An 18,529-nucleotide genomic window follows, 5' to 3' on the forward strand; every position below is an offset into this window, starting at 1 on the left:
CGTCCAAGAATCTGCATGACTCGTTTTGCATCTCCATCTCAACAGGGCGTTCCAAATCTCACCAAGCGCACCTTCATGAGACCGGAGTCGCAGATTCGGCACGATTACGCGCTCCCCCGATGACCTTGCTTGCAATCTCAATCTCGTCGAAACACGGTAGATACGCCGAGAAGGTCTTTTTGAGACCGAGATTGCAAGCGTAGCACATCTGCGCGCTCCTCGATGACCCCGCTTGCATCCCTGACCTCGGCAGAGCACGGCATCGCACACTCAATAACCAATCTGAGACTGTCTTTGCAAAGCAAGCATGCTAAGACGCGCCTCCCATGCCCCGCTGAGACAGGACTTGCAAACATGGCAATCTCACAAGTCTTCAGATAACCTTTCCTGCAACTCCGGTCTCGGCAAAGCACCACAAAATGCTCCGCAATCGCCAGTCTGAGACTGCAATTGCAAAAGCGGCACACAAATCCGCGCTCACTCCCCCTCGTACCGCGAATCCGAACCGCGCAGCACGAGCTTCGGCTCCAGAATCGCATGCGGCTGCTCCAGAGCGCGGCCCTCCAGCAGCGTCAGCGCCTTCATCGCCGCATTGCGCCCCATCTCGTACGGGTTCTGCCGCATCGTCGTCAGCTCCACTGTGTCGGCATACGGGGCGTCGTCGAATCCGATGATCGAATAGTCGCGCGGCGCCCTGTAGCCGTGCCTAGCCAGCTTGATCATGAGCGGAATCGCCATCATGTCCATCTGGCAGCAGATTGCATCGGGGAACCGGTCCTCGCTCAGCACCGCGGTGAGCGCATTGTCGGCGAAATCGCGGCCGCGCGGCACCGTGAGCACCTTCCAGCTGATGTCGTGCGTGTTCTGTGCACGCTCACATGCGCGTATGAAGCCGTGCCCACGCAGGTCTATCGACGCGTCGAGTGTCTCGGCCGCCGCCGAGCAGGTGTAGACAATCCGCTTATGCCCGAGTTTGATCATATGCTGAGCCGCCCGGTACATGCCGCCTTCGTCGTCGATGGTCTCGGAGGCGTCGAAACGGAGCGGGTCGGGCGTGTTGATGCCGACGATCGGCACCTTCGTACGGCGCAACTGCTCGATCTCCGCCGGCTCTATCGCGAACGATGCCACGAACACGGCGTCCACGTTGCGAAGCACAGGCAGCACGGTGAAGAACCGGTCGCGCGTCTCGGCGTCGTTGATGTGCTGGTAGAGCGAGATGTCATAGCCTTTGCCATGCATCACATCGTCTATGCCGGCGAACACCTCGGCATTGAACCAGCTCGTGATGCCCTCGCTCATGAGCAGCGCTACGCGGTATGTCTGCCCGGATTTGAGCGCCATCGCCGAGCGTGAGATGTTGAAGTCAAGCTTGTTTGCAGCAGCCATCACCCTGTCGCGGGTGGCTTGCGAGACGAGCTGCGGCTTGGTGAATGCGCGCGAGACGGTGGAGATGGAAACGCCCGCCTCCCGTGCCACGTCACGAATTCCAGCCTTGTGCATTTCGTACTCCTTATATGGCTGCCGCAGCTTTGCGGCAGATTAATTCGCCATTCCGATCGCCGCGCAGAGCACGAGCATGATCGGGTAGACCGGGTAGAACGCCCAACGCGTCCACCGGTGTGTATAGCCGAGCTTGTCGTTGCGGTAGTGGAGCGCCACCGCGCCCAAGCCAGGCGTCAATACGCAGGCCGCTCCGAATATGGCTGCCGTGAACACCATCGTGTTCTCACGGGAATGCAGGTAGTAGTAGGTCACGCACATGCCGAGCGTCACAATGCCTACGTTCATGAGTCGCTGCGTCTGGCCGATCGACAGCATGAAATCCCACAGCAGGCCGATGATGATCACACCTGCCGAAAGCACCACCTTGAGCACACTCGTGCGCCATGCGTACATGAGGTCGAGTATGCCGAGCACGATCAGCGCGACCACGAGGCCGAACACGGGGTTCTGCGAGCGCATGTCGAACGCGCTGCCGAACACCACGTAGTCGTACGGCACCTCGCACACCAGCGCGAGCACGAGCAGGCGCAGCCCGTAGAGCCATGCGTTGCCCGTCCATTCGAATCCCTGGTAGAGCAGCCACGCGAACATCGGGATCGACGCCCATGAGATCGCCTCGCCGATCACGCAGACGGAGAGCGCGAACATGTTCTCGCGGCTCGGCGTGCCCACGATGTGCGGGAGCACGGCCACCGAGAACGGGGAGAAGAACAGCAGCACATCGGCAAGCACCTTCATGCGGAACTGCGAGAGCCCTTTGCCCTTCACCTCTTTGTTGCGCTCCAAGTGGCGCGTGTATTCGTCTACCATGCCGGTTCCCGTCTGTTATCTGAGCTTCTCTTCCAGAGTATCCGAATATTCGCGCCCACGCCCGTCTTCCGTGTTGGCGCGTTGTATGTAGGCGAGCACGCCCGCGTAATCGGCGCCTTCGAGCGAGCAGACTGCGGTGTCGCACTGCGCCGGCGTGTGATTGTCGGTATGCAGGTAGATGCCGTCGATGTTGGCCATGCGCGCGCCGTCGATGTCGTTGCGCGGATCGTTGCCCACCATCACCACATGTTTGGGCTCCACGTTCATGCGCACGAGCGCGCTGCGGAACAGTTCGGCGGACGGTTTGCGCACGCCTTCGTCGCTGGAGATGACCACTTCGTCGAACACGTCGCCGAGTCCGGTCAGCTCGAGTTCCGGCCGCGTGTAGCAGGCCTGCGCGTTCGAAACGAGCGCCACTCGAAGTCCTGCCGCACGCAGCTGCGTGAGCATGTCGAAGACGCCTGGGTACAGGCGGAACTTCGTCGTGGCGGCGCGGCGGAATGCCCACGCCGCCTTTCGCGCGTGCACCAGACTGTCGTCGGCCCAGCATGCCTCGAGCAGACCGCGGTAGGCGGGCAGGAAGTCCGGCTCGAACCACTCCGTGCGCGCACGCGTCGCGTTGGCGCGCACCACCTGACGGCGGAATTCGTTGCGCAGTTGCGAATTCGTGGCGTAGTCGGCGCCGTTTTGGTACAGCGCCGCCCGCAATGCGGACCACGCGGCGTCGGAATCCTCCTCGGTGTGTATGTCGATCAGCGTGCCGTACAGGTCGAAGAACACGGTTGTGTAGTGCGTCATGCCGCCTCCGTCAGCGTTCACGTTTCCATATGCTCAGTGTGCGAGCGGGCATCGGGAATCCTCCGCCGGCGATCCGTATGCCCGTCTGCCGGAATTCTCCGGTCGACGTGCCGCTCGAATCGAGCACGCACACCCACCGCGCTTCCGCATGGCTCGCAGATTCCGGCGTTGCGGGCAGATCGTCATGCAGACTGTCGGCAAACGCGGAATCGATGCGCTCGACGGGCAGACTGTACTCCTCGTCGTCCGGATTGACGAGCACGGCGATGTCGTCGCTACGGTAGGCGACCGCGTTGCCCGGCGCCTCCACGGCGATGTGCTCGGCGTCGAACAGGCCCGGATTCGCGCGACGCACGGCGATCAGACGGCGGTAGTAGTCCACGAGGCCCTGCATGCGTTCGGCGCGCGCCCAATCGAGTTCGTTCACCTTGACGCCCGAGTCGAACGAGTTGTCGTTGCCGAACTTCGTCTTGCCGAATTCCTCTCCGGCGAGCATGAACGGGATGCCTGCGGCCGTGTAGATGAGTCCGGCGGCGAGCGCGTTCGCCTCGAGCACCTTGCGCGTCTGCGTGCCCGGCATCGCGCGGTAGGCGTGTTCGAGCGCGTCGTCGCGAGATTCCAGCGTTCTGTGCGAGTCATCGGCATGCCCGGATTCCGCCTTATTCGCAGATTCCGGCGAGTCGTCGCCGATCATGCTCAGGCACAGCTTGTCCCACAGCGTCCAGTCGTCGTGGGCAGAGACGTACTGGATGATCTGCCCGGCGTTGCCTTCGTTGGTCTCGGGCGCGCGCCATGCGTCCACGGCGAGCTCGATCTGCGGCTTGGTGTCGTGCGCGTTGCCGTTCACATAGCCTTTGATCCGGCGTTCGAACACATGGCCCTTGATCGCGTCGCGCGTTCGGTCGCAGAAATGGCCGATGCGCGAGTCGAGCAGATGCAGGCCCTCCTTGTTCGCAAGCTCGGTGCCGGGCAGCGTGGAGCTCGGCCCGGCGGCCCACGGTTCGCCGTACATGATGAGGTCCTTGCCGCCGGGCAATGCGTCGAGCGAGGCGCGCACGGCGTTCATCGTATCGGTGTCTATGAGCCCCATGAGGTCGAAGCGGAAGCCGTCGATGTGGTATTCGCGCGCCCAGTAGGTGACGGAGTCCACGATGTAGCGGCGCATCATCGCGCGTTCGCTGGCCATGTCGTCGCCGCAACCGGAACCGTTCGACAACGTGCCGTCGGCATTGCGTCGGACGAAATAGCCGGACACCACGCGCTCGAACCAGTTGTCGGCCGTGTACATGTGGTTGTACACGACGTCCATGATCACCTTGAAGCCTTGAGCGTGCAGCGATTGGATCATCTGCTTGCACTCGGTGATGCGCACGGTGCCGTCGAACGGATTCGTCGAGTAGGAGCCTTCGGGGACGTTGTAGTTAAGCGGATCGTAGCCCCAGTTGTACTGCCTCGGGTCGTTCTCGTCCACGGAGCCGTAGTCGTAGAACGGCAGCAGCTGGATCGCGGTGACGCCGAGCTGTTTGAAGTAGTCGACGCCCGTGGGGAACTCCCCTTTGCCGTCCACGGTGGTGCCGAGGTCGGTGAAGGCCAGGTATTTGCCACGGTGCTCGAGCGGGAAACCGCCATGCGGGTTCGCGCTGAAGCTGGCCACATGCATCTCGGCCACCATCGTCTCGCGCAGCGGGGTGATCGGGTGCGTGTCATGCTCCCAGCCGGCCGGGTCGGTGCGTGCGAGGTCGACCACCATGCTGCGCCGGCCGTTCACGCCGGCGCCTTTGGCCCACGGGTCGGCGGTGCGCACCCGGTTGCCATCCTGTTGTTCCACCAAGTAGTCGTAGTAGGTGCCGTGCAGGTTCCCGTCGAAATGGATTGTCCACGCGCCGTCGCTTTGCAGTTCGGGCCGGTGGGCGCCCACCATGGCGTCGCCGTCCTCCATGCTGGAACCTTTGGTGAAGAAGCGCAGTGTCACAGACTTCGCCGACGGGGCCCAGATTGCGAACTGGGTGCCATGGTCGTTCGCCACGGCACCCAGTTCACGTTCCAGACTCAGTGGGAACGGTTCTGCGACACCCGCCTTCAATCCTTCGGATTGCCGTGCGAGCGCCATGTCGTCATCCCTTCACCGAACCGGACATCGACTCCTGGTAGAAGCGCTGCATCACGATGAACAGGATCGCAATCGGGATCGAGATGAGCACTGCGGCAGCCGCGAAGCGACCGAACCAGTTGTTGATGTACTCCTTGTCGAGCATGAGCCACAGGCCCAGGGACGCCGTGTAGTTCTCCTGGGTGCGGGCGATCACCTTCGCCATGACGAAGTCGAGCCAGGGGGTCAGGAAGCCGACGATCGCTTGGTACACAATCATCGGGCGGCAGATAGGCACGATGATAATCCAGAACACCTGCCAACGTGTGCAGCCATCGAGCATGGCGGCTTCGTCGAGCGAGGTCGGGATCGTGTCCATGTAGCCCTTCATCACGTAGAAGCCCGCACCGGTGCCGGCCGAATAGACCAGGATGAGCGCGAGGATCGTCGTGCCGCTGCTGGTCAGGCCCATCGCCTTGAGAATGAAGTAGATGGCGACCACCGACATGATGCCCGGGAACATGCCCAGGATGAGCACGAAGTTCATGAAGAACCTACGGCCGTGGAAACGCATGCGGCTCATCACGTAGGCAACGGAGAGCACGAAGAACACGGAGATGATGCAGGTGAAGACTGCAATGATGAACGTGTTCATGAACATGCGCGGGAAGTCGAGTACGTTGCGCTGCGTGAACAGCGTGACGTAGCTGTCGAACGAATACTGCGTCGGGAAGAACGTGTCGGTGAACGGGGCCGTGTTCTTGTTGAGGCTTTCGAGGAAGATCCATACGATCGGCAACAGCCATATGATGCCGAGCACGGTCAGCAGCACGTATGTGAGCACATCGCCGAGAATGCGGCGTGACTTCTGATCCTTCCAGAAACTCTGTCGTTGCGCGTTGTGCGACTCTGCAAGCTCCGAATCGACGCGCTTGTCGATGGCCTCGACATACGCCTCGGAGGCCTTGGTCTGCGCCTTGGTTGCATTACTCACCGGAATGCCTCCTCATTCTTGTACGAACCACTGCTGCGGTAGGTGATCAGCGACACAACCGCGAGCACGACGAAGGTCATGATGCCTATGACGGCGCCTAGGTTGTAGTCGTTGTTGTCCACGGTCAGCTTGTAGAGCCAGGTGATGAGCAGATCGGTCTTGCCGGCCGAATCGCCCACCACCGCCGGGTCGCCGCGGGTCAGCAGGTAGATGACGTTGAAGTTGTTCACGTTGCCGGTGAAGGTCGTGATCAGGTACGGGGTCAGCACGAAGATGATGTACGGCATCGTGATCTTCGTGAAGATCTGCCACCAGTTCGCGCCGTCGATCTCGGCGGCCTCGTACTGGTCGGCAGGGATGTTCTGCAGAATGCCGGTCACCTGCATGATCGTGTACGGGATGCCGACCCACAGGTTGATCACGATGACGGTCACGCGGGCCCATGTGGCATCGGTGAAGAACGGCATCGGATTGTCGATCCAGCCCCAGTTCATGAGGATGCGGTTGATAGCGCCCTGCGGCTGGAGCATCTGGTGCATGACGAGCAGCGAGACGAACTGCGGGACGGCGATCGACATCGAGAAGACGGCACGCCAGAAGCCCTTGCCGTGCGTGGTCTTGCGGTTGATGACCATGGCCAGGAACAGACCGCAGAAGAAGTTGAGGAACGTCGCGAAGAACGCCCAGATCAACGTCCAGCCGAGCACCGACATGAACAGTCGGGCCGAGACGATGCTGCCTGAATTGCTGAACACCGTCTTGAAGTTCTCGAAGCCCACCCAGTCGAACAGCACCAGATGGTTGTGGTCGTAGCTGGTGAAGGCCATCGAGATCATGAAGATCAACGGCAGCACCGTGAAGATCAGAATGCCCAGCGTCGGCAGCGCCAGGAACAGAATGTTCGCCTTCTCGTTGAGCAATGTGTGAATGTCGTCGAGCAACGACGGCGCATGGCCGTTCTTGCCGGCGAGGCACTGCGCCTTGTATGCCGAGCGGATCGCAAGATCCCACCACAGCACGAACACCGCGCACAACACCAGCGTGCATACGCCGTACAGTAGAATCAGCACCGAGTTGTCGCCGGCCGTATGGACCAGCTTGGCACCCACCCATTCGGTGCTGGCCTGACGCCATCCCAGCGATGGGAGCATCGCGAGGTTATGCGCGCCGGCATAGATCATGAATACGATGAAGCCGATCTCACCTGCCAGGAAGATCACGCCCTTGGCAATCTGGTGACGGGCGAAATTACCCAACCCGAAGAAGATGATGGAGAGCTTCGTGAACACATCGCCGTCCTTCAGCGCTGCGCTCAGCGTGTATGGCGATGGCGCCACATAGTCTGCACCCAACTTCTGGCGGCGCTTCATCTCTCGTTTTGAAAGGGTGACTACTGAACTACTCATTCCTTTCAACCGCCTCTCTGAAACTCAAAATATGTGCAGGGGCACCGCCCCATGCACGGCGCCGACTCTGCGGTTCACGCGACAGTTGCGTGCAGGCGCCGAACCGGCATTGGGAATCCGAATAACTAGTGATTTGAATGTGCATTGTCTGTGCGTTGCGCACAGAGCAAATGTGCGGAAAGCCCAGGTTCCCCTCAGCTTTCCGCACATATACGGACCGGGTTCGGCCGTGCCGGCATCGGGCCGGACGCCCCGCCCAGTCACCAGAGTGTGCTGAGCGGCATCACTGCTTGTTGGCGACGTCCTTCTTCACGCTTGCCATGAAGTCAGCGGTCTTCTGCTTCACGTTGCCGTCGTTGACCTGCTTGCTCACCAGGGCCTTGCCGAAGGTCTCGGCTGGGGTCCACCAGGCGGACATCGCGGAGATGGTCGGCTGGGCCACGGAGGTCTTCGCAATCGTGTCAAGCTGTGCCTGCACGTACGGCGACGTGGACATGCCCTCGAGGTTCGTCAGCGTCTTGTCGGACGGAATGATCTGACGCATCTCCCAGTGCTTCTTCTGGGCCTCGGTGGAGCCGAGGAACGCCGCGAATGCCGAGGCGACCTCAGGTGCCTTCGTGTTCGGGTTCATGCCAATCGCCTTGGAACCGGCGAGGGCCTTCATCTGGTAGTCCTTGTCGCCGGCCTTGAAGGTCGGGACGGTGGCCGCACCGTACTTGTCACCGAGCGCCTTCTGCACGTTCGCGGCATCCCAGGAGCCGGAGAAGTAGGCGTCGAGCGTGCCGTTCTTCAAACCTGCGAGGCCGAGCGTGCCGTCGTCGTTGGTGAAGTTCGGGTTCGCGACGAGCTTGACGAGCGCCTCGGAGACGGCGTCGGCGTTCGGGCCGAAGTCGATGCCGGCCTTGGCGTCGGTGCCCTTGGGGCCGAACATCGTCATGCCTGCGCCGAGGTAGAACGCCGGAATATACCAGGAGTTCGACAGCGGGTAGGCGACCTTGCCCTTCTCGAGCATCGTGTCGAGCGACTTCACGTCGTCGGCGGAGAACTTGTCTTTGTTGTAGTACATGAAGTACGTGTTCGAGGTGTACGGAACGCCGTAGATCTTGCCGTCGGTACCAGTGACCGAATCGACCATCGTCTGCGAGTTCTGCTCCTTCACCTGCTGGGCCACCACGTCGTTGACCGGGGCGATGGCGTTCTGGTCGAGCAGATCGCCAAGCTGGTCATTGGCGAACATGTACACATCGGCGGCAGCGGTGGGGTCGGTCTTCACGGTCTTGGCCGCGTCACCTTCGGCGACCACGGAGTTCTTCCACGTCACCTTGTATTCGGGGTGGGCCTTGCCGAAGGCCTCCTCCATGTCCTTGAGCCACTCGGAATCCTCGGAGGGGCCCCATACGGTCAGGTTCGCGGACTGCGTTTCGGACGGCTTCGAGCCGTCGGCGGCATTGGAATCCCCGCCATTGGCGCCACAAGCCGCCATTGGGACGATCATGGCCACAGCGGCCGCAAGGCCTACTGCCTTCTTCCATTCGATCTTCATCGATCTCTTCCTTTCCTTACAATGCAACACCGTGCATTTCCTCGGCATCACGTTCGGGGAGTCTCCCTGAAACTGTTTCACAGTCTAGTCATTTTCGTCGGTGAACGACTCTCAATGAAAACGGTTTCGCGCAACGCTCAGTGGTTATACTGTAGCGCATAGTTGCAAACGTTGTCAAAAACAGCCGCGGGACGAATCCCGGGCATGAAACAGACGAAACGGCACGGACTGCAACACGGCAGCCCGGCATATACGGCAGGAGATACGGCATGAGCAGCAGTCACCAGGTTCCGCAATGGCTCGACCAAGCCACGTTCTACGAGATCTACCCACAGAGCTTCGCGGACTCGAACGCCGACGGCATCGGAGACATCCCCGGGATCATCGAACACCTCGATTACCTGTTGCAACTGGGATGCAACGCGATCTGGCTCAACCCGCTCTACGAGTCACCGTTCCGCGATGCCGGCTATGACATCAGCGACTACAAGAAAGTGGCCGCACGCTACGGCACCAACGACGATCTCGCCGCACTGTTCGCCGCGGCGCACGCACGCGGCATGCACGTGCTGCTCGACCTCGTGCCCGGCCATACGTCGAACGAGCACCCGTGGTTCCGCCAAAGCGCCACGGATTCGCCGAATCTGTACGACGACCGCTACATCTGGACCGGCAACTGGATCGAGGGCGGCGACGGACTGCCGTTCATCGGCGGCGAGGAGGCGCGCGACGGCGCGTACATCGTGAACTTCTTCGCATTCCAACCGGCACTCAACTACGGTTTCGCCCACCCGCGCAAAGGCTGGCAGGCACCGGCACTCGGCGACGAGGCGCTGCGCACCTGTGACGCGATGCTCGACGTGATGCGCTTCTGGCTCGACATGGGGGCCGACGGCTTCCGCGTGGACATGGCCGACAGCCTGGTGAAAGGCGACGACGAAGGCAAGCCGTACACGATCCGCACCTGGCAGTACATGCTCGGACAGATTCGCGGGGAGTACCCCGAAGCCGCATTCGTCTCGGAATGGGGACGCCCCGACGAGGCGTTCGAGGCCGGCTTCGACATGGACTTCTACTTGGATTGGCGTTGGGACGGCGTAGCCAACGGCTATAGCATGCTGCTGCGCGACACCGACACCCCCATGCTCCGCGATGGCGACCACAGCTATTTCAACGCCGATTCCGGCACCAGCATCGTGCCGTTCCTCGGCGAATACGAACCCCGGCTCGAAGCGGCGCGCAAGGCGCATGCCTACTTCGACCTCATCACCTGCAACCACGACACCATGCGTCTGGTGCCGCGCCTGACCACCCGCGAGCTGGCCCTGGCCTACAGCACGATCTTCCTGATGCCGGGTGTGCCGTTCATCTACTACGGCGACGAGATCGGCATGCGCTACCGCAACCTGCCCGGCAAGGAGGGCGGCTACACGCGCACGGGTTCGCGAACGCCCATGCAGTGGGACAACAGCGCGAACCACGGCTTCTCGCAAGCCGCTGCCGACGCCCTCTACCTGCCCGTGGACGAACGCGAAGACGCGCCGACAGTCGCGGCGGCCGTCGCCGACGGCAACTCGCTCTGGCACCATATGCACGCGGCCCTCGAACAGCGCAGGAGCACCCCGGCCTTTGCGCCGGATGCGGACTTCAGCGTGCTGTTCGCCGAGGAAGGCAGGCGCCCCTTCGTGTTCAAGCGCGCGAAAGACGGCGTCTCCGCCATTGTGGCGGTCAATCCGGGGCGCGACGGCGAGACCGTGACGCTACCGGATGACGACGGCTCCGAGACGCGCACCATCACGCTGAACATTGGTGGGGCGGTACTCGATGGCACAACGCTCACGCTGCCCCCGCAATCCTTCGCCGTGCTGCAGTGACGGTCCCGGCCGGGCGTACGCAGTCGCCCGGCCGGCGCCCCTCAGCGCTGGATGAAAACGTAGTCATTGCCTATTCAGTGCAATCTGATGCCCGACTTTTGCAATCGGTAGCATAATCCGCCACCAACGCCTCCTTCCCGTGGTATGGACTCGTCATCGCGCTCCGCAACGATATGCAGCCACGCACGGCGCAGCCGGCGAATCCGCCCATGCGCGCGCCAACTGCCGGCCGAGCCGGCGGGTACAGTCTGCAAACGTGGGCGTGAAGAACACGTAAAAACCACATGGATCAAATTCCGTTCATTCGCATATCTTCGCGGAATATAAAGGAAACAGGCACCCTCATGTTATACTTGCAAACGATTTCATAGCACGCTATACTGAAATCGGCAGCGCACTCCAATGACGTAACTGCGCACACATGACCCATATCAGAAGGAACGACATGTCTCAGATCAATTCAGCACCCCCGCGCCGTGAGGAAAGCCCCGAGCGACTCGCACGACCGCTCATCCAGCTCGCCAAGGGGTGCGGTGTGGCCACCTGCTACATAGACCAGCTCGGCACCTATGTGGAGATTCGCGACGCAGTGCTCATCTCGGTGCTCGGCGCGCTCGGCGTCGACGCCTCCACCCCGGAGCTCGTCGACATCAATCTCAACGCGCGACGCAACGAGGCGCACGAACGCCTGGTGGCGCCCACCGTCGTCAAGTTCCTCGGCACCCCCGCCAGCACGCCGCTGCACACCAAGCACGGGGAGCCTCACATCGGACTCACGCTCGAAGACGGCAGCGACGCGACCGATGCCCTCTCGCTCACCTTCCGCGAGCATGATGGCGACGTGGACGTCTACGACCTCGCGATCGGCGACAATCTGGAGATCGGCTACCACACACTGCATGTGCGCGATGGCGAAACGGGCAGCGAGCGCGACGTCGACGTCACACTGTTGTGCGCGCCGGCATCCATTCCGGTACCCGAGGCCCTCGCCTCGCACAAGCGCTGGGGATGGATGACGCAGATGTATTCGGTGCGCTCCCCCGAATCGTGGGGCGTGGGCGACTACGGGGACCTGCGCGAACTGCTGGTGGACGCCGCCGGCTCGGGTGCCGACTTCATGCTCATCAATCCGGTGCATGCGAGCGCGCCGGTGAGCCCGATCGAACCGTCGCCGTATTCGCCGATGTCGCGCCGCTTCATCAACACCACCTACATTCGCCCGCAGGACATCGCCGAATTCGCCGAGCTCGACGAGCAGGACGCCGCCGCCGTACGCGCATTGCACGAGCAGGTCGCGCCAATGAACACCGAATCGTCGCCGATGGATCTCGACGCCGCCTGGAAGGCGAAACGCGCCGCCTTGCAAATCATCTTCAGGCAGCCGCGCTCCCCGGAACGTCAGGCGTCGTTCGAGGCGTTCAAGGAGAAGGCCGGCGCCGACCTCGACACCTGGGCACTGTGGAGCGTCGCATTCGAAGTGCTCGGGGAGCCATGGGAGCCGGACTCCTGGTTCCGCATGACCGCCAAAAGCAATCCGCGCATCCAGGCGCTGCGAACCGAGCATCCCGATCTGTATGAGTTCGCCTGCTGGCTGCAGTGGATCGCCGAGGAGCAGCTCGACGCGGCCCAGCGTGCCGCGCGCGACGCTGGCATGTCGCTCGGGCTCATGCAGGACATGGCCGTGGGCGTGCACTCCTACGGTGCGGACGCATGGGGCAACCCGGAACGCTTCGCCGTCGGCTCCGTCACGGTGGGCTGCCCGCCGGACTTCTACAATCAACAGGGTCAGGATTGGGGCCAGCCTCCGCTCAACCCGAACTATCTCGAGCTCACCGGCTACCGCATGTACCGCGAGATGGTGCACCACATGTTCGAACATGCGGGCGCCATTCGCATCGACCACATTCTCGGACTGTTCCGGCTGTGGTGGATCCCGGCCGGCCAGGGCGCCAAGGGCGGCGCATACGTCACCTACAACTACGATGCGATGATCGCGGTGCTCAGCATCGAGGCCACGCGTGTAAACGGCATCGTGATCGGCGAGGATCTCGGCACCGTGCCCGATTTCGTGCGCAATGTGCTCGCACGACACGGGCTGCTCGGCACCACGGTGGAGTGGTTCGCCCGCGTGGACGACTCCCCCAACGCCGGCGACCCGTACGCGATGCCGCAGACGTACCGCACATACTCACTTTCGTCGGTCACCACACACGATCTGCCGCCGACCGCCGGCTATCTCATGCTCGAGCAGGTCAAACTGCGCGAGGAGCTCGGCCTGCTCACCGAGCCGGTGGAGGAGTTCCGCGAATCCGCGCTCGCCGAACGGCAGGCCATGCTCGACCTGCTCGTGCAGGGCGGCTGGATGAGTCAGGAGGCCGCCGACGATGTGCCGGACAATCTGCAGACCATTGTCGAGGCGATGCACGCCATGCTCACCGACGCGCCTTCGCTGCTGCTGCAGGCCGCGCTCGTGGACGGCGTGGGCGAGGCGCGCGCGCAGAACCAGCCGGGGACGTCCACGCAGTACCCAAACTGGCGTATTCCGCTCGCCGACGAGCATCTCAAGGTGGTGCCCACGCAGGAGGTGTTCAAGTCGCCGCGCGTGCAGGCGCTGGCGAAGATCATGAACCGCATTAATCAGTAGGCGCGCATACACACTGCATATCACACTGCGTATGTTGCATATGCGAAAGGCCCATGGGTTCCGCGCCCATGGGCCTTTCTCGTGCCGTTTTTGCAATCTCAGTCTCGGCATGGCTTGCCAGCAACGCCGTTCCATGCCATGGTGAGGGCAGACTTGCAGTCTCGACACAGCAATCGCCCCCTCCCTAACCATGATGAGAACAGACTTGCAAATACGACACGAGAATGCGCGCTCCGGCTGCCCATCTGAAGATGGGTTCGCAAGACCAGCACGGTAATTTATGCTGCCGATGCCGATCTAAGAGCTGATTCGCAAAAGCGGCACGCGAATCCAACATTGCATCATCAATCTGAGAGCAGATTTGCAGATGCAGCATGCGAATCGGCAGCGCATTCCGCTAGGAAACGGATACGAGTCGGCAGGCCCGCGCACGACACGTCGAACACGGGACTGCCGGCGACATGCGCGCGCCTATTGCCGCGTGTACCGGCGCAGTGCGTATTCGAGAATCGGCACGTGCAATGCGAGCATGCAACCGTAACCGAGCACGACGAGCAGGAAGAGCCCCTGCGGCATGTAGAACCATGCGGCGACGAGCAGACCCACGAACACGACGTCGATCGCCACGCAGGCGAGCGTCGCGGGGAAGTAGACGACGCCGAACACGTAGGCGTTGCGCAGGGTCTGGCCAAGGGGGTTCTCGAAACGCGCCTGCAAATAGAATGCCCATTCGAAGCCGATGGCCCAGATGATCGTCAGCGCGAATTTCGGAATGAGCAGTGGGGTGATCTGCAGCACGATCCACGAATAGGCGATTGCGGCGCCGCAGATGCCGAAGATGAGCCATAGCAGCGTCGCCTTGGCGAGATTCTCGCGGAAGGCGGCGAAATAGTTGCGCGTGACCGTGCCCTGGCCGCGCTGCGATTTGCGTAGCGCGGTGGAACCGGCACACAGCGCGGCGCCGGCGGTGACCACGGGCAGCGATGTGACCAGCATGAGCATGTTGATCCAGATAGCGTCGGTGAGATCGTTCCACCCCTGCATGAATCTGGAGTCTGGAGACAGGAATTTCATCTGCGTCGCTTTCGTCGGTGCCGGGCACAATCTGGCCGGCGTATAGCATGCACCAGCTTACTCCAGTGCAGTTCGGGAAATCTGGTTGATGTGAATCAGGCCGGCATGCCGGCATATGCGACTGGGGGCAGCCCGAAAGCCGCCCCCAGTCGCCTTGAGAGAGAAGAGGAAGGAAGACCAGCCCTTTACGGCACCGCCTCGGGCCCTGCAAGTATTGACCGGCCTACGGCCGGACCCAACACCGCCCTCGCGGCACAGCCGCTCGGGCTGGCACCTGCAAACAGCGCACCACGCTGTTTCCCAAGGGCTGACTCAACGTCAGCCCTTTACGGCACCAGCCATGACACCCTTGACGATGTACTTCTGGCAGATGAGGTAGAACACGATGATCGGGATGATCGCGAGCACGAGGCAGGCCATCATCGCACCCATGTCGACCGAGCCATAGCCGCCCTTCAGGTACTGCACGGCCACCGAGATGGTCTTGTACTTGCCCAGATCGAGCGTCAGATACGGCAGCAGGTAGTCGTTCCACACCCACATGGCCTCGAGGATGGCCACAGAGACGATGGACGGCTTCATGATTGGCACGACCACCTGGAAGAAGATGCGTGGCACTGAGGCGCCGTCGATCATGGCCGACTCTTCCAGCGACTGCGGGATGCCCTTGACCACGCCGGTGAAGATGAACACCGCCAGACCGGCGCCGAAGCCCAGGTAGATGAAGCACAGGCCCCACGGGGTGTTGAGCTTCAGCATGTCGGCGAGCTTCGACAGCGTGAACATGACCATCTGGAACGGCACGATCATGTTGAACAGGAACAGGGTGTAGAGCAGCTTGGCGGCCCAGTTGTTCACGCGCACGATCCACCATGCGCACATCGACGTGCACACGAGAATGAGGCACACCGAGCCGACAGTGATGAGCACCGTCCAGCCGAAGCTGGCGAAGAAGTTCGTGGATTCAATGCCGCGCTTGTAGTTCTCGAGCCCGACGAACGTGTCGCCCACCGGGAACGCGAAGGCGTTGCGCGAGATGTATGCCTTGCCTTTGAACGAGTTGAGCAGCACCAGGAAGATGGGGAACACCCAGGCAATGGAGATCATCGAGAAGAAGATCGTCCACAATGCTCCGTGCTTTGGTTTCTCCTGCATCACGCATCAACCTCCTTGGAAGTGGTGATCTTGTTCTGGATGAGCGCCACGATGGCCACCAGGATGAAGAACAGGACGGCCTTGGCCTGCCCCACACCCTCCCAGCCGATACGGCCATAGAATGTACGGGTGATGTTGAGCGCCAGACCTTCCGACATGTTCTGCGGAGCGCCGTTGGTGAGCGCGAGGTTCTGATCGTACAGCTTGAATCCGTTGGTCACGGTGAGGAATGAGCACACGGTGATGCTCGGCATCATGAGCGGGATGATGATGCGGAACATGACCTGGCGGCCATTCGCGCCGTCCACTTCCGCGGCCTCAAGCACATCGGTGGGCAGCGACTGCATGCCGGCGATGTAGATGATCATCATGTAGCCGATCTGCTGCCAGCACACGAGGATCACCAGGCCCCAGAACCCGTATTTCGCCGAATACGTGAGCGAGCGCTCCCAGTGGGCGAGCACGCCGTTGAGCAGCAGCATCCAGATATAGCCCAGAATGATGCCGCCGATGAGGTTCGGCATGAAGAACACCGAGCGGAACAGGTTGGAACCGCGGATCGACTTCGTCAGCAAATACGCAATGGCGAACGCGACGACGTTGATCACTATGGTGGTCACGATCGTCATGAGCGTGGAGAATCCGAGCGCGTGCAGGAATTCCTTGTCTTTGATGGCGCGCGCGTAGTTCTGCCAGCCGATGAACTTGGCGTCGGTGACCGTGGTGAACGAGCAGAAGCTCAAGTAGATGCCGTAGATGAACGGCACCAGGAAGCCGATGAAAAACGCGACGAATGTCGGCAGCACGAACAGCGCCCACCATCGTCTGATTGCCTTACCAGCCATGCTGATCATAGCATGCCTACTTTCTCCTCTTCGAGTTCGCCCCACACCACTGTGGGGCAATGCCATGTCCCGGTTCATCTGCAGTCACTGCAAACGATTACAGAACCGTTGTACTCATACGATAGCAACATCGTCATCTTCTGTCAAACGTTTGCATTCGTGTCGTGTTGAATGTAATGCTTCTTTTCACAAATCACAGATCTTTACTGCATTTCCAGCGTTTTCTGTAATCACATAGCGTAGACTTGATATTGAAAACGTTTGCGCAAAATGTCTAAGCAAATCCTAGATCATGCCGCTGGGGCCACCGACGCCCGCCCATGCGCGACCGCTCGCCGGATTAACTGTCAGCCATGTGGATGCAACATGTTTGCAATACGGTATGCACACGCGGCGGCAACGGGCGCAATCGTATGCTGTATAGAGTCGAGCGAAGCGAGGCAACCCGCTTCCCGAACAAGGAGGGCAGAGGTGAACGCAAGCATTCAGGATGTGGCCAAGGCAGCCCACGTCTCCATTTCCACGGTCTCCCGGTCATTCACACGACCCGAGCTGGTGTCGGCGGCCACACGAGAGAAGGTGCTGCGCATCGCCGAGGAGCTCAATTTCTCCACATCGCGCTCGGCGGCCGCACTCAAGACCGGCCGTGCCATGCGCGTCGCGCTGCTCATGAGCGACCATATTCGCCTGTGGTTCTCGGCGTCCGTGATCGAAGGCCTCAACTCGGTGCTGCATGCCGAAGGCTACGATATTTCGATCTTCCAGATCTCCAGCATCGAGGAACGCCGCGATTTCTTCGAGATGCTGCCGGTACGACGCAATGCCGACGCCGTGATCGTCGCCTCCTTCGACGCCGACGAGACCGAGATCGCCCAGCTGGCGAGCGCCAACGTGCCGATCATCGGCATCAACTCGGTGATGCCGCGCGAGCTTGGATTCACCGCGGCCGTGAACATCGACGACACACAGGGCTCCATTCTCGCCGCGCGCCACCTGATCAATCTGGGGCACCGCGACATCGCCTACGTGCGCACGAACCGCGACGTCTCACTGCACTTCTCCGTGCAGCAGCGCTTCGATTCGTTCATGGAATGCTGTGCAGGCTCGGGAATCTCCCCCACCGTGATCGTGGCGCAGGAGGGTCCGGATCGCATTCGCCGCGTACTCACCGACCTCATGAGCCTCGAGCGCATGCCCACCGCCATTGCCTGCCAGGAGGACGGCATTGCGGTGCCGCTCATCTTCCAACTCGAGCGCAGCGGGTACGAGGTGCCGAACGACATCTCAGTGATCGGCTACGACAACAGTTTCTACGCGAACGACATCGGTCTGACCACGATTGCACAGGATCCGATCGAGATGGCGAAGATGGCCGCTGAAATGACCGTCAAGCTCATCGAGGGCGAGAAGCCCGAGCATCTGTTCCGCACGATTCCGGCGGAACTTGTCGTGCGTTCGAGCACCGCCAAGCACGTCGCCTGACGCTTCGCAACACCCCCGCCTCTTACGCACAGGGAGTAAGCGATCCAAGATAAACGACGTAAAAGGGGACAGAATTAGCGTAATTCTGTCCCCTTTTACGCATCTTTATGCCCCGCCAGCGAACGATCCCGGCACTTTCTGCGTAAAAAGACAAAACCGCACCGGAATATGTCCCCGTTTACGCAGGGAGGAAGCTTTTTTAATGCAAGAGAAGGAACGTGTCCATATACACAAAGTCCATATACACAAAGAGGAGGGCCACCCCAATGGGGTGGCCCTCCTCTCGCTAGTTATTCAGCATGGGTTCCA

The 18,529-nt window shown here is 61.3% G+C and carries 13 protein-coding genes; 3 read left to right on the plus strand and 10 right to left on the minus strand.

Annotated features, from left to right (window positions below):
* Window positions 1–477 precede the first annotated feature (477 nt).
* The 7 genes from OGI63_RS13705 to OGI63_RS13735 all read right to left on the minus strand — a co-directional run bounded on the left by OGI63_RS13705 (window position 478) and on the right by OGI63_RS13735 (window position 9,146).
* Window positions 478–1,503 carry a LacI family DNA-binding transcriptional regulator gene (locus tag OGI63_RS13705; RefSeq protein ID WP_004219267.1) on the minus strand — a complete coding sequence of 342 codons (1,026 nt, stop codon included), beginning with the start codon at window positions 1,501–1,503 and terminating at the stop codon, window positions 478–480.
* A 39-nt stretch (window positions 1,504–1,542) separates the two neighbouring features.
* Entirely contained in the window at window positions 1,543–2,316 is a 774-nt protein-coding gene (locus tag OGI63_RS13710) for a TraX family protein (RefSeq protein WP_004219265.1), read from the minus strand.
* Window positions 2,317–2,331: 15 nt separating this feature from the next.
* A complete protein-coding gene (locus OGI63_RS13715; protein ID WP_012619868.1) occupies window positions 2,332–3,114 on the minus strand; it encodes an HAD family hydrolase in 783 nt (260 codons plus the stop codon).
* A gap of 10 nt (window positions 3,115–3,124) precedes the next feature.
* Window positions 3,125–5,224, minus strand: a complete 2,100-nt coding sequence (locus tag OGI63_RS13720) for an alpha-amylase family glycosyl hydrolase (RefSeq protein WP_004219262.1) — start codon at window positions 5,222–5,224, stop codon at window positions 3,125–3,127.
* Window positions 5,225–5,228: 4 nt separating this feature from the next.
* Window positions 5,229–6,197, minus strand: coding sequence for a sugar ABC transporter permease (locus tag OGI63_RS13725; RefSeq protein WP_004219261.1), 969 nt, complete (start codon window positions 6,195–6,197; stop codon window positions 5,229–5,231).
* Window positions 6,194–7,567, minus strand: a complete 1,374-nt coding sequence (locus tag OGI63_RS13730; protein WP_004219260.1) for a carbohydrate ABC transporter permease — start codon at window positions 7,565–7,567, stop codon at window positions 6,194–6,196. Before OGI63_RS13730 ends, OGI63_RS13725 begins: the two co-directional genes overlap by 4 nt.
* 319 nt (window positions 7,568–7,886) lie before the next feature.
* Window positions 7,887–9,146: an extracellular solute-binding protein gene (locus tag OGI63_RS13735; RefSeq protein ID WP_004219259.1), complete on the minus strand. Its 1,260-nt coding sequence runs from the start codon at window positions 9,144–9,146 to the stop codon at window positions 7,887–7,889.
* Window positions 9,147–9,415: 269 nt separating this feature from the next.
* Here OGI63_RS13735 and OGI63_RS13740 point away from each other — a divergent pair, with 269 nt between their 5' ends.
* Both OGI63_RS13740 and malQ read left to right on the plus strand, forming a co-directional pair.
* A complete protein-coding gene (locus OGI63_RS13740) occupies window positions 9,416–11,020 on the plus strand; it encodes an alpha-amylase family glycosyl hydrolase (RefSeq protein ID WP_004219257.1) in 1,605 nt (534 codons plus the stop codon).
* A gap of 445 nt (window positions 11,021–11,465) precedes the next feature.
* Complete coding sequence (malQ, locus tag OGI63_RS13745) at window positions 11,466–13,664, plus strand: 4-alpha-glucanotransferase (RefSeq protein ID WP_004219255.1); 2,199 nt, start codon at window positions 11,466–11,468, stop codon at window positions 13,662–13,664.
* A 471-nt stretch (window positions 13,665–14,135) separates the two neighbouring features.
* Here the strand turns inward: malQ and OGI63_RS13750 are convergent, their stop codons facing one another.
* The 3 genes from OGI63_RS13750 to OGI63_RS13760 form a co-directional block, all read right to left on the minus strand.
* Window positions 14,136–14,738 carry a YesL family protein gene (locus OGI63_RS13750; RefSeq protein ID WP_004219254.1) on the minus strand — a complete coding sequence of 201 codons (603 nt, stop codon included), beginning with the start codon at window positions 14,736–14,738 and terminating at the stop codon, window positions 14,136–14,138.
* 318 nt (window positions 14,739–15,056) lie between these two features.
* Window positions 15,057–15,893, minus strand: coding sequence for a carbohydrate ABC transporter permease (locus OGI63_RS13755; protein ID WP_004269248.1), 837 nt, complete (start codon window positions 15,891–15,893; stop codon window positions 15,057–15,059).
* Window positions 15,893–16,747, minus strand: coding sequence for a carbohydrate ABC transporter permease (locus OGI63_RS13760; protein ID WP_004219251.1), 855 nt, complete (start codon window positions 16,745–16,747; stop codon window positions 15,893–15,895). The genes OGI63_RS13755 and OGI63_RS13760 overlap by 1 nt, the downstream gene beginning before the upstream one ends.
* Before the next feature lie 462 nt (window positions 16,748–17,209).
* Between OGI63_RS13760 and OGI63_RS13765 the strand changes: the two genes are divergently transcribed.
* On the plus strand, window positions 17,210–18,220 hold the full coding sequence (locus tag OGI63_RS13765) for a LacI family DNA-binding transcriptional regulator (protein WP_004219250.1): 1,011 nt from the start codon (window positions 17,210–17,212) through the stop codon (window positions 18,218–18,220).
* Window positions 18,221–18,529: the final 309 nt, after the last annotated feature.

The sequence above is a fragment of the Bifidobacterium sp. KRGSERBCFTRI genome, assembly GCF_025908335.1.

What these genes read in the sequence shown, in the direction of transcription:
- OGI63_RS13705 (WP_004219267.1), bottom strand. Translation starts at nt 1,503, where the DNA reads ATGCACAAGGCTGGAATTCGTGACGTGGCACGGGAGGCGGGCGTTTCC.
- OGI63_RS13710 (WP_004219265.1), bottom strand. Translation starts at nt 2,316, where the DNA reads ATGGTAGACGAATACACGCGCCACTTGGAGCGCAACAAAGAGGTGAAG.
- OGI63_RS13715 (WP_012619868.1), bottom strand. Translation starts at nt 3,114, where the DNA reads ATGACGCACTACACAACCGTGTTCTTCGACCTGTACGGCACGCTGATC.
- OGI63_RS13720 (WP_004219262.1), bottom strand. Translation starts at nt 5,224, where the DNA reads ATGGCGCTCGCACGGCAATCCGAAGGATTGAAGGCGGGTGTCGCAGAA.
- OGI63_RS13730 (WP_004219260.1), bottom strand. Translation starts at nt 7,567, where the DNA reads ATGAAGCGCCGCCAGAAGTTGGGTGCAGACTATGTGGCGCCATCGCCA.
- OGI63_RS13735 (WP_004219259.1), bottom strand. Translation starts at nt 9,146, where the DNA reads ATGAAGATCGAATGGAAGAAGGCAGTAGGCCTTGCGGCCGCTGTGGCC.
- OGI63_RS13740 (WP_004219257.1), top strand. Translation starts at nt 9,416, where the DNA reads ATGAGCAGCAGTCACCAGGTTCCGCAATGGCTCGACCAAGCCACGTTC.
- malQ (WP_004219255.1), top strand. Translation starts at nt 11,466, where the DNA reads ATGTCTCAGATCAATTCAGCACCCCCGCGCCGTGAGGAAAGCCCCGAG.
- OGI63_RS13750 (WP_004219254.1), bottom strand. Translation starts at nt 14,738, where the DNA reads ATGAAATTCCTGTCTCCAGACTCCAGATTCATGCAGGGGTGGAACGAT.
- OGI63_RS13755 (WP_004269248.1), bottom strand. Translation starts at nt 15,893, where the DNA reads ATGCAGGAGAAACCAAAGCACGGAGCATTGTGGACGATCTTCTTCTCG.
- OGI63_RS13760 (WP_004219251.1), bottom strand. Translation starts at nt 16,747, where the DNA reads ATGATCAGCATGGCTGGTAAGGCAATCAGACGATGGTGGGCGCTGTTC.